The 11,973-nt window shown below is 33.2% G+C and carries 10 protein-coding genes; all 10 read right to left on the reverse strand.

The genetic code is table 11. The annotated features are described in order from the left end of the window. Positions 1-2: 2 nt before the first annotated feature. Positions 3-392, reverse strand: a complete 390-nt coding sequence (locus EL082_RS10740) for a Mini-ribonuclease 3 (RefSeq protein ID WP_049415292.1) — start codon at positions 390-392, stop codon at positions 3-5. A 1-nt stretch (position 393) separates the two neighbouring features. Then, entirely contained in the window at positions 394-1,794 is a 1,401-nt protein-coding gene (gene cysS / locus EL082_RS10745) for a cysteine--tRNA ligase (protein ID WP_049415273.1), read from the reverse strand. Beyond that, entirely contained in the window at positions 1,778-2,407 is a 630-nt protein-coding gene (cysE, locus tag EL082_RS10750; RefSeq protein WP_171001928.1) for a serine O-acetyltransferase, read from the reverse strand. The genes cysS and cysE overlap by 17 nt, the downstream gene beginning before the upstream one ends. Positions 2,408-2,801: 394 nt before the next feature. Next, positions 2,802-4,256, reverse strand: a complete 1,455-nt coding sequence (gene gltX, locus EL082_RS10755) for a glutamate--tRNA ligase (RefSeq protein ID WP_049415271.1) — start codon at positions 4,254-4,256, stop codon at positions 2,802-2,804. Positions 4,257-4,541: 285 nt separating this feature from the next. Further along, on the reverse strand, positions 4,542-5,615 hold the full coding sequence (locus tag EL082_RS10760) for a PIN/TRAM domain-containing protein (RefSeq protein ID WP_049415268.1): 1,074 nt from the start codon (positions 5,613-5,615) through the stop codon (positions 4,542-4,544). A gap of 26 nt (positions 5,616-5,641) precedes the next feature. After that, positions 5,642-7,006, reverse strand: a complete 1,365-nt coding sequence (gene radA / locus EL082_RS10765; RefSeq protein WP_002465557.1) for a DNA repair protein RadA — start codon at positions 7,004-7,006, stop codon at positions 5,642-5,644. Between the two features lie 341 nt (positions 7,007-7,347). Continuing rightward, on the reverse strand, positions 7,348-9,801 hold the full coding sequence (locus EL082_RS10770; protein ID WP_002465575.1) for an ATP-dependent Clp protease ATP-binding subunit: 2,454 nt from the start codon (positions 9,799-9,801) through the stop codon (positions 7,348-7,350). Between the two features lie 15 nt (positions 9,802-9,816). Then, a complete protein-coding gene (locus EL082_RS10775; protein WP_049415266.1) occupies positions 9,817-10,821 on the reverse strand; it encodes a protein arginine kinase in 1,005 nt (334 codons plus the stop codon). Then, the gene (locus EL082_RS10780; RefSeq protein ID WP_049415263.1) at positions 10,814-11,371 is read right to left on the reverse strand and encodes a UvrB/UvrC motif-containing protein; all 558 of its coding nucleotides are present in this window, start codon (positions 11,369-11,371) and stop codon (positions 10,814-10,816) included. The genes EL082_RS10775 and EL082_RS10780 overlap by 8 nt, the downstream gene beginning before the upstream one ends. A gap of 20 nt (positions 11,372-11,391) precedes the next feature. Continuing rightward, on the reverse strand, positions 11,392-11,853 hold the full coding sequence (locus EL082_RS10785; RefSeq protein WP_002451197.1) for a CtsR family transcriptional regulator: 462 nt from the start codon (positions 11,851-11,853) through the stop codon (positions 11,392-11,394). Between the last annotated feature and the right edge of the window lie 120 nt (positions 11,854-11,973).

Here is an 11,973-nt window from a genome sequence, read left to right on the forward strand (position 1 = left end):
ACTCACGACCTCTCGTTAACTATTTCTATGATTTTATCTAGTAATACCTTTAATCTTTCTTCTCTATGTTCTAGATACAAAAAGCCAATTACCGCTTCTAATGCAGAACTTTTACGATACGTTTGAACGTCTGTATTTTTAGCTTTAGTATAACTTTTAGCATTGCGCCCTCTCTTTAATATATCCATTTCTTCTTCAGTAAACCATGCTTCCTCAATAAGTGTTTCAAGTGTCTGCGCTTGGCTTTTAGCTGAGACATATAACTTAGACATTTGATGTAATCGATTGGGTTTACTTCGCAATTTGAGTACGATATATTTTCGAACATGCTGATCTAAAACGGCATCTCCCATATAAGCTAATGTTAACGGGTTCAGTAATTTAATATTCATATTATCCACGTTTAAATCTAACACCTTGAGGGGTATCTTCTAATATAATATTTTGCTCTTTTAAATGGTCTCTAATTTCATCAGCACGTGCGAAGTCTTTATTTTTGCGAGCTTCATTTCGCTCTTCTATTAATTGCTCTATTTCTTCATCTAATAAATCATCTTGTTGGTTGCCTTTTAGCGGAACACCTAAGACGTCACTGAATATTTGATATACTTCTTTGAATTTAGCAATTACTTTAGTTGATGTTACATTTTCTAAAACATATCTATTCGCTAATTTGGCTAAATCATACCATGCAGTCACTGCATTAGCAGTGTTAAAATCATCATCCATTACAGCTTCAAAGTTCTCTAATATTTGATCAATTTGATTGATATATTCTTCTTGATTATCTATATCTGTCGCAATAGCTTCTCTTTCTTCGATAAGTTGATAGCTATTTCTAATACGTTCAAGTCCACTTTTAGCAGCACTCACAAGTTCTAAATTATAGTTGATTGGGCTACGATAATGAACACTAATCATAAAGAATCGTAATACGTCTGGGTCAATTTCTTTGATAATATCATGTACTAAAATAAAGTTGCCTAATGACTTACTCATTTTTTCATTATCAATATTGATAAAGCCATTATGCATCCAATAGTTGGCAAATGGGGCATGGTTATGTGCTTCAGATTGTGCAATTTCATTTTCATGGTGAGGGAATTGTAAATCTGATCCACCTGCATGAATATCAATAGTTGGACCAAGTTCATGAAACGCCATTACTGAACATTCTATATGCCAGCCTGGTCGACCTTCTCCAAATGGACTTTCCCAACTAATTTCACCTGGCTTAGCCTTTTTCCATAAAGTGAAATCAAGTGCATCTTCCTTCTGATCGCCTGCTTCGATACGTGCACCTACTTTTAAATCATCAATTGATTGATGACTTAACTTACCGTAGTCTTTAAATTGACGTGTTCTAAAATAGACATCCCCATTACTTTCATATGCATATCCTTCATCTACTAATTTTTTGATAAAATCAATAATCTCATCCATATGATTCATAACTCTCGGATTTGATGTTGCTTTTTTAACATTCAGTGCACCTACGTCTTCATAGAATGCCTTAATATATTTATCTGCAATTTCAGGAACACTTTCGTTTAATTCTTTTGAACGCTTGATTAATTTATCGTCGACATCTGTAAAGTTAGATACATATATCACTTCATAACCTTTATATTCAAAATATCTACGTACAACGTCATAATTTATCGCCGGTCTTGCATTTCCAATATGGATATAGTTATAAACAGTTGGACCACAAACGTACATTTTCACCTTACCTGGTTCTATTGGTTCAAATGTTTCTTTTTGACGTGTTAACGTATTATATAATGTAATCATCTTGAATCTCTCCGTTTCTTGTTTTTTCAAGTTGTCTTTCTAAGTGTTTAATTTGTTCATATAATGGATCAGGTAAATTACGATGATCGAATGTTTTACCAATACGTTTACCATCTTGTTTTACAATATGGCCTGGTATACCTACAACTGTAGAATAACTTGGTACTGATTGTAGCACTACTGAATTCGCGCCTATATTTACGTTAGAACTAATTTGAATATTACCTAAAACCTTTGATCCAGCTGCGATAAGGACATTATCACCGATATCTGGATGCCTTTTACCTTTTTCTTTACCAGTCCCACCTAAAGTTACACCTTGATATATCGTTACGTTATCTCCAATCGTGCACGTTTCACCAATAACTACGCCCATACCATGGTCGATAAATAAGCGTTTCCCAATTTTAGCCCCAGGATGAATTTCAATACCTGTAAAAAATCTAGATATTTGTGAAATAGCTCTAGCAGCTACATAACGTTGATTATTATATAATTTATGTGCGATCAAATGACTCCATACAGCATGTAATCCTGCATATGTTGTAACAACTTCAATAGTTGAGCGCGCCGCTGGATCCTGTTCAAACACCATTTTTATATCGTCTCTCATTCTTCTTAACAAAACATTCTCCCCCTTAGCTTTACAACTAATATTAGTTCTTTAATTTGTATATTTGAATAAAATTAAAAAAATGCGCCTCTAACATCTTTTGTTAGAGGCGCATAAGCACGGTTCCACTCTTCGTTCAGTAAATTATTGTATATAAATCATTTCACAGGTTTATATCACATAGATTTACTCTCATTTAATCCATATATAATTTAACAATCAAAGGTGCATTCATTAATTTCCATGTTGTGCTCGCAGCGACCGCACACTCTCTGCATCATGTACTATTTAATTACTAATCCTTTGTTTTAATTCACTTATTACATTCAATATTATGTGTTAAATTGTAATTTTTCAAGTGTGAATTTTAATTTTTTTGATTTTCTCTATATGCTTAAATATATTCTTTCAATCGTGATAATACTTTGTCTTTACCAAGCACTTCAATTGTATTTGGTAATTCAGGGCCATGCATTTGTCCTGTAACTGCAACACGAATTGGCATAAATAATTGTTTACCTTTAATGCCAGTTTCTTTTTGTACTTCTTTAATCGCTTTTTTAATTTCCGCTGCTTCGAATGGTTCAAGTGCTTCTAATTTGCTATATAAATGTGTCATTAGTTCTGGCACTTGTTCACCATTGATTACTTCTTTTTCTTCTTCTCCAAATTCAGGCATATCATTAAAGAACATTTCTGAAAGTGGTACGATTTCTCCAGCATAACTCATTTCTTTTTGGTATAAAGCTACAAGTTTACGTCCCCAATCTAAATCTTCTTCAGAAGGGTTTTCTGGGATTAAGTTAGCTTTAATTAAATGTGGTAGTGCTAATTCAAATACTGTTTCAGTATCTTTTTGTTTCATATATTGGTTATTGACCCATGCTAATTTTTGTTTATCAAAGAATGCAGGTGATTTAGATAATCGTTTTTCATCAAAGATTTTAATAAATTCTTCTTTAGAATAAATTTCTTCTTCACCTTCAGGTGACCAACCTAATAATGTAATAAAGTTAAATAACGCTTCTGGTAAATAACCTAAATCACGATATTGCTCGATAAATTGTAAAATTTGCCCATCACGTTTACTTAGTTTCTTGCGTTCTTCATTAACAATAAGTGACATATGAGCAAATCTTGGTGCTTCCCATCCAAATGCTTCATAAATCATTAATTGTTTTGGCGTATTTGAAACATGGTCATCACCGCGAATAACATCACTGATTTCCATGTAATGATCATCAATTGCTACTGCAAAGTTATACGTTGGCACACCGTCTTTTTTCACGATAACCCAGTCGCCCATATTATTTGAATCAAACGAAATTTCACCTTTAACCATATCGTTAAAAGTATATGTTTTATCTTTAGGTACACGGAATCTAATTGATGGTTGACGACCTTCCGCTTCGAATTGTTGACGTTGTTCTTCTGTTAAATGAGCGTGTTGACCACCATATCTTGGCATTTCTCCACGTGCTATTTGAGCTTCACGTTCTGCTTCTAATTCTTCTTCAGTCATATAACATTTATAAGCTTTGTCTTCTTCTAATAATTGCTTAATCAGTGGGTTATAGATATCTGCACGTTCAGATTGACGATATGGTCCATAACCTTTATCTTTATCAACTGATTCGTCCCATTCTAATCCTAACCATTTTAAGTTATCGAATTGTGAAGATTCGCCATCTTCTAAATTACGTTTGCTATCAGTATCTTCAATACGTACTACAAAATCGCCGCCATAGTGTTTAGCAAATAAATAGTTAAACAAAGCCGTACGTGCATTGCCGATATGCAAGTATCCTGTTGGACTTGGTGCGTATCTTACTCTTACGCGTTCACTCATTTTATCCACTCCTGTAGTTTTTAATTATTGATATTTTTAATTTGTAACAATATCTATTCAACTTTCCTTATTGAATATGTAACGAATGATTATCCATGATTAAGTCTCTATGATAAATTTTATTTCTATCTACCAAAAATGAATCATTGTTAATACAAATTGTGTCAGAAACAATTGTAGCACTTCTACGCTACTTTGATAAGTTACTAGCATTCATTTTTCGTGTATTCATACCAATAAGTTTTCAACTCGTTTCACATGAAACTGGTTTGCCATATTCAATAATCATTCTTCTGTTATTTCATTTAAATTTTTAGCAAAGACAATACGTCCTGATGACGTTTGTAATAAACTAATCACTTCTAAATCGACATGTTGTCCTATTAATTTCTTAGCATTATCAACAACAACCATAGTACCATCGTCTAAATAACCGACACCTTGTCCTGGCTCTTTTCCCATTTTAGTTAATAAGATATTTAAATGGTCTCCTTGGTGTACATTTGGTTTAATAGCTTCTGATAAATCATTAACGTTTAACGCACTTATTCCATGTACATGACAAACTTTATTAAGATTAAAATCAGTTGTAATAATGTGTGCATGGTACTGTTTTGCTAATTTAATCAACAAAGTATCTATATCACTATGCGATTTTGTGGGATGAATAACACGCGTTGGATAATCTAAATCATATATTTGATTAAGTTTATCTAAACCTCTTTGTCCTTTTTCACGTTTAACACTATCATTAGCATCAGCAATTACTTGTAATTCATTAATCACACCTTGTGGAATAAGCACTTCTCCGTCCATAAACCCACATTTCATAATATCTATAACTCTTCCATCAATGATGGCACTTGTATCGATAATTTTTGGGATTGCCTTAAACGAATGTTGCGACATTGAACGTGAGATGTTTTCTGGCAAAAACATTAACATCTCGTCTCTCTTTTTTAGGCCAAATTGGAAACCAAAATAACATAAAATCATTGTAATAATAATCGGAATAAAATGATTTAAAACTGAATTTCCTATCAATTCTAAAATAAATGAAATCATTACAGAGATGAGTAGTCCAATAATTAAGCCAATTGTAGCAAATAATATTTCTACAGCGCTACGTTTCATAATTGTATGTTCTAGCTCTTTAAAAGCAAATGTAATTTGTTTGATAAAGAAACCAAAAATAATAAAAAATACAATAATCCCAATGAGTCCGTCTATATAATGATTCGTCAAAATGGGATATTGACTAAATCCTAAATCATTTACAACTTCAGGGATAATAATAATTCCTAAAGTAGCACCTATAATCATATAAATGGCTACAACCATTAATCTTAATGGATTCATTTTTTACCTCCTCTCCTTCAAATCACTTATGAATTAAATGCGTATTTTAATGCTTCATGTACTGATGAAACACCTACTACTTTTATATCTTCCGGGAAAGTCCAACCACCTATATTAGTTTGAGGAATAATAACTCTCTTAAATCCTAACTTTGCTGCTTCTTGAACACGTTGTTCTATTCTAGCTACACGTCTTACTTCTCCTGTTAGACCAACCTCGCCAATAAAGCAGTCTAAGCCGTCTACAGCTTTGTCCTTAAAGCTTGAAGCTGTAGCTACAATGATACTTAAATCAACTGCAGGTTCAGTTAATTTCACGCCGCCAGCAACCTTAATATAAGCATCTTGTTGTTGTAATAGATAATTTTCTTTTTTCTCTAAAACAGCCATTAATAAGCTTAAACGATTGTGATCGATACCGGTAGCCATACGACGCGGATTATTAAATGTTGTCGGTGTTACAAGCGCCTGTACTTCAATAAGTAGTGGTCTTGTACCTTCCATAGTTGAAACAATTGTTGAACCTGGCACATTAGTTGAACGTTCTTCTAAAAACATCTCTGAAGGATTTAGCACACCTTTTAGACCACTTTGTTTCATTTCAAATATTCCCATCTCATTAGTCGAACCAAAACGGTTTTTAACTGCTCGTAGTATTCGATAAGCATGATGCTCATCACCTTCAAAATACAATACAGTATCCACCATGTGTTCAAGTAATCTAGGTCCTGCAATTTGTCCTTCTTTTGTAACATGCCCAACAATAAATGTAGCTATGTTCATTTGTTTAGCTATATTCATTAAGCTTTGCGTACTTTCTCTAACCTGTGACACAGATCCTGGTGCAGAGCTAATTTCTGGATGGTATATTGTTTGAATAGAGTCAACTACTAGTAAATCCGGATTAATGTCTTTAACTGTTTGATAAATGACTTCTAAATCCGTTTCAGCTAATACTTGTAATTTACTCGAGTCTTCTTCCAAACGATCTGCACGTAATTTTGTTTGATTGATTGATTCCTCACCTGTGATATATAGAACATTTTTAGATTGTGAGAGTGAGGCACAAATTTGTAGTAGTAACGTGGATTTACCAATACCTGGATCTCCGCCTATTAATACTAATGATCCATTAACTATTCCTCCCCCTAGTACACGGTTAAATTCTTTAGATTCTGTAAGAACGCGTGGTGTAGATTCATTTTTGATACTATCTAATGTTTGTACTTTCCCTGCTGTTTCTTTAGATTTAACACCATGTTTAGGATTGGCAGCTTTTTCTACTATTTCTTCCATCTGGTTCCATGCACCACAATTAGGACACTTTCCCATCCATTTTGGAGATTGATAGCCACATGCCATACATTCAAATATTATCTTTTTCTTGGCCAATTTCGCACCTCCGTTATATTTAAGAACAAATCTATTTTAAACTGACAATTTCATAATGACAAATTAAATGTTAATGCTTTAATTAATTTTTTAAAAGTATTCATAATTCAATACGATAAAGTCATTTTTTCGTCTTAATATGTAAATTTTATTTTTTATTAATTAATGCTTTTCTTTAATTATCGATATATTAATACTATTTTAACAATGTTATTTCCTATTATGTCACAACTCAATTTAGGAAGCATTGGAAATAAAGAATAATGGTTATTGAAATATAAATAAAGAGGTAGGAACATTTCGGTTCCCACCTCTTATTGTATGATTAAGTTTATGATGGTTTACGCTTCAGTAGATGCTTTATCTTCTTTTCTATCTTGAATGTCATATTTAAACTCTTCACCGTCATGATCTACTGTTACTTCTTTACCTTCCAATTGATTTCCGTCTAAGATCAATTCACTTAGATTGTCTTCAACTGTTTTTTGAATTGCACGAATCAATGGTCTTGCACCATATTCTGGATCATATCCTTCTTCAGCAATTTTTTCTTTGGCTTTTTCAGTAACTTTGATATTAATATTTTGTTCTGATAAACGCAATGTTAATTTATTCACCATCATAGTGACGATTTCTTTAAGTTCTTCTTTAGATAATTTGTGGAATACAATAATATCATCCACACGGTTTAAGAACTCAGGACGGAAAGCATTTTTAAGCTCTTTCATCATTGTTTTACGTATAGATTCATAGTCTTGACCATCATCTGCACCACCGAAACCAGCGAAACGTTGATCTTGTAATTCTTGAGCACCAACATTTGATGTCATAATGATAACTGTATTTCGGAAGTCAACTTGACGTCCTTTGGTATCCGTTAAATGACCATCATCTAAAACTTGTAAAAGTATATTAAATACATCTGGATGTGCTTTTTCAATTTCATCAAATAGGATAACTGAATATGGTTTACGTCTTACTTTTTCAGTTAATTGACCGCCATCATCATGTCCAACATAGCCTGGAGGGGCTCCGACTAAACGACTGACAGCATGTTTTTCCATAAACTCACTCATATCAACTCTAATCATAGCATCATCTTCACCAAACATTGATTCTGCTAAAGCACGAGCTAATTCAGTTTTACCCACACCTGTAGGTCCTAAGAATATAAAGCTACCAATTGGACGTTTAGGGTCTTTTAAGCCTGCTCTTGCACGTCTAACAGCTTTACTGATAGATGTCACGGCATCTTTTTGACCAATAACTCTATCATGTAGGGTATCTTCAAGATTTAGTAAACGATCTGATTCTGTTTCATTAATTCTAGTTAATGGGATACCTGTCCAACCTGCAATAACCTCAGCAATATCTTCTTCTGATAATGATGTACTTACCCCATCTTGTGAGTTTTTCCATTCATTTTTAGCTTCTTCATATTGTTTTTCTAATTTTGTTTGTTTATCTCTAAGATTAGCTGCATTTTCAAATTCTTGTGCATGGACAGCTGCATCTTTTTCATTTTTTACTTTTTCAATTTGTTGTTCAATTTCTTTTAAATTATTAGGTGTTGTATGACTTTTCAATCTTACTTTTGAACTTGCTTCATCGATAAGGTCAATCGCTTTGTCTGGTAAAAATCGATCTGACACATAGCGATGGCTTAATTTAGCAGCCGCTTCTAAAGCTTCATCTGAAATATTGATGCGATGATGCGCTTCATAGCGATCACGAAGTCCTTTTAAAATTGATACAGTGTCTTCAACTGTAGGCTCATCAACTTGAATAGGTTGGAAACGACGCTCTAACGCAGCATCTTTTTCAATGTTTTTACGATATTCGTCTAACGTTGTTGCACCAATACATTGTAATTCGCCACGTGCTAATGCTGGTTTTAAGATATTTGAAGCATCTATTGCACCTTCTGCACCACCTGCACCTACTAATGTATGCAATTCATCAATAAATAGAATCACATTGCCAGCTTGATGAATTTCTTCCATTACTTTTTTCAATCGTTCTTCAAATTCACCACGGTATTTTGTACCAGCTACAACAGTACCCATATCTAGTGACATGACACGTTTGTTTTTAAGTGTTTCCGGTACTTCATTATTTACTATAGCTTGAGCTAAACCTTCCGCAATAGCTGTTTTACCTACACCTGGCTCACCAATTAATACAGGATTATTTTTAGTACGACGACTTAATACTTCTATAACTCGTGTAATTTCTTTGTCTCGACCCACAACTGGATCTAATGTGCCATCTTTAGCAATAATTGTTAAATCACGTGCTAAACTATCTAATGTTGGTGTGTTATTAGATTTATTTGCTTGAGCATTTTTATTACTCATTTCTGGGCTACCTAATGCTTTAACTACTTGTGCACGTGCTTTTGTAATATTTAAATCAAGGTTAGCAAATACACGCGCCGCTACACCTTCATTTTCACGGATTAAGCCAAGTAAAATATGTTCTGTTCCTACAAAATTGTGATGTAGTTTACGTGCTTCGTCCATTGATAATTCAATCACTTTTTTAGCTCTAGGTGTATAATGTAATGTTGCCATAGGAGCTTGACCATGACCGATAAGTTTTTCAACCTCTTCAATAACTTTATCCTCTGTAATATTAAAGCTTTCTAATACTTTTGCTGCGATACCTTCAGGTTCTTTCATTAGACCTAATAAAAGATGTTCTGTTCCAATATTTGAATGGTTCAATCGAATTGCTTCTTCTTGTGCATGAGCTAATACTCTTTGCGCACGTTCAGTTAATCTACCAAATAGCATATGATTTGTTACCTCCTATTTTATATGTTCTCTTAAAACATTCGCTCTCTTTTCATTGACTGGTGTTTCATCTTCTTCATCAAATAAAAATGGTGTTTGAATACCAACCATAAATTCATTGAATTTAAAATTATCAAGTTCGATATAATTTAAATCTATGCCTAATTTAACTTCACTCAATCGATAAGATGCCTCTTCCATAGAGATAAGTCTGCTATTTTGCAATATTCCTAATGAACGATGGACTCTATCTAATGTTTCTATATGTTTATGTTTATCTAATCTTGATCGGATTTGAAGTTCTTCATTTATAATTTGATTGATTACTTCTGTTAAATTCTCTATGATTTCTTCTTCTGTTTTCCCCAATGTTAATTGGTTTGAAACCTGGTAAATGTGGCCATAAACTTGTGAGCCTTCACCATATATTCCTCGAATGGTAAAACCAAATCGGTTAATGGTCTGTGCTATACCTGACATTCTTTTCATGATAGAAAGACCAGGCAAATGCAACATCACACTTGCTCTCATACCAGTTCCGATATTAGTAGGACATGTGGTTAAATACCCTAAATGTTCATCATAGCTAATATCAAGTTGTTGGTCGATTTCATCATCTAGTGCTGACGCTTCTTTATACAATCTTTCTAATGATAAATCTGTACCAAGCGCTTGAATTCTAATATGATCTTCTTCATTAATCATGACACTAATAGATTCATCATCATTTAGTAGAACAGCCGATGCTGGTTGTTTGATCAACTCTGGACTTACCAAATGTTTAGCTACCAATTTCATTTTATTTTGTTGGTCCATCATATCTAGTCTTTTTAAAGTCATGCTAGGTAATGCATCTTGTACTTCATTTATTACTCTAAATCCATCTTGTTCTGTCGGAAACATGAGTGGGTGAACATGATTTTCAAGATTTCTTGCTAGGCGAATTCTTGAAGAAATGACCACTGGTGCTTCTTTATTCGTTTTCATCCACTCACTAATGTTAGGTTCTAAGTCACTCATCATGTTGCACCTCGCTCTCTTCACTTAGCGATTTGATTTCGTCTCGAACAATAGCTGCCTGTTCGAAATCTTGTTCATCTATTAATTGTTGTAAATATTGCTTTTTCTCTTCGATTTTCTTTTTAAGTGCAAGCTTATGATAAGAAGATTGAGGTACCTTTCCTACATGTTCATATTGACCGCCTTGCACACGTCTTACTATGTCTAGGATGTCATCCTTAAATGTGGCATAGCAATTAGAACAACCAAATTTGCCTACATGTGCTATGTCTTTTAACGTCATATGACAAGTTGGACATCTTTTTTCTTCCTGAAATGCCATTTCTTGAAAATTAATACCATGTTTAGTTGCTAAATGTTGTAATATTTGCTTTACAACAAATGCTTCTTCTATATCATCTTGATGATGATAGGATGATTGCTCTTGGTGTGTCCATGGGTTATCACCTTGCGCACAAGTACTACACACCCATTTTTCTTGCATACCATCTTTACTTTTAACAGTTAATTTAACTTCAGCTTCATTTAAATGGCAATTTTCACAAAGCAAAAAGCAACACCTCAATTCCTCTAGTAATAATTTATGACAGGTAAAATTCGTTTAAGAATATTTGCTCTAATAATATCTCGAGAAACAATATCCATTTTTAACGTTTCTCGATCAATAGCAGCAATAATCATTTTTGCTTCTCTTTCATTCACAAGTCCTTTATCTAACAAGCCATCTATTAAATAAAGTGCTTGTTGTTGAGATATTGAAGGACCTATTAATTGAAGTAAATGATTAATATAACCTGTTTCATCTTTGTTTTCAATTTTCGTGATTCGGATGTATCCTCCACCACCACGTTTACTTTCTATTTCGTAACCATGCTCATTTGTAAATCTAGTTTTAATCACATAGTTTAATTGAGAAGGGACGCAGTCAAAACGTTGAGCAATATTTGCTCTTTGAATTTCCACCACATCTTCATTGGTTTCTTCAAATAAATGTTTAATGTACTGTTCTATGATGTCGGACATATTATGCATGATTATCACCTCTTTTTGACCTTCTTTGACTATATTATATGACCAACTTTGACCATTTTCAATTAATTTGATTTTAAATTTTTAAAATTTATGATGTTAGCGCTTATTTTTTATTGTATG

The sequence above is a fragment of the Staphylococcus warneri genome, from assembly GCF_900636385.1.
In the GTDB taxonomy this organism is placed as follows: domain Bacteria; phylum Bacillota; class Bacilli; order Staphylococcales; family Staphylococcaceae; genus Staphylococcus; species Staphylococcus warneri.

Excerpts from the sequence above, each read along its gene's own strand:
- EL082_RS10785 (WP_002451197.1), bottom strand. The coding sequence starts at position 11,853 with ATGCATAATATGTCCGACATCATAGAACAGTACATTAAACATTTATTT.
- EL082_RS10760 (WP_049415268.1), bottom strand. The coding sequence starts at position 5,615 with ATGAATCCATTAAGATTAATGGTTGTAGCCATTTATATGATTATAGGT.
- cysE (WP_171001928.1), bottom strand. The coding sequence starts at position 2,407 with ATGAGAGACGATATAAAAATGGTGTTTGAACAGGATCCAGCGGCGCGC.
- EL082_RS10770 (WP_002465575.1), bottom strand. The coding sequence starts at position 9,801 with ATGCTATTTGGTAGATTAACTGAACGTGCGCAAAGAGTATTAGCTCAT.
- cysS (WP_049415273.1), bottom strand. The coding sequence starts at position 1,794 with ATGATTACATTATATAATACGTTAACACGTCAAAAAGAAACATTTGAA.
- EL082_RS10740 (WP_049415292.1), bottom strand. The coding sequence starts at position 392 with ATGAATATTAAATTACTGAACCCGTTAACATTAGCTTATATGGGAGAT.
- gltX (WP_049415271.1), bottom strand. The coding sequence starts at position 4,256 with ATGAGTGAACGCGTAAGAGTAAGATACGCACCAAGTCCAACAGGATAC.
- EL082_RS10775 (WP_049415266.1), bottom strand. The coding sequence starts at position 10,821 with ATGAGTGACTTAGAACCTAACATTAGTGAGTGGATGAAAACGAATAAA.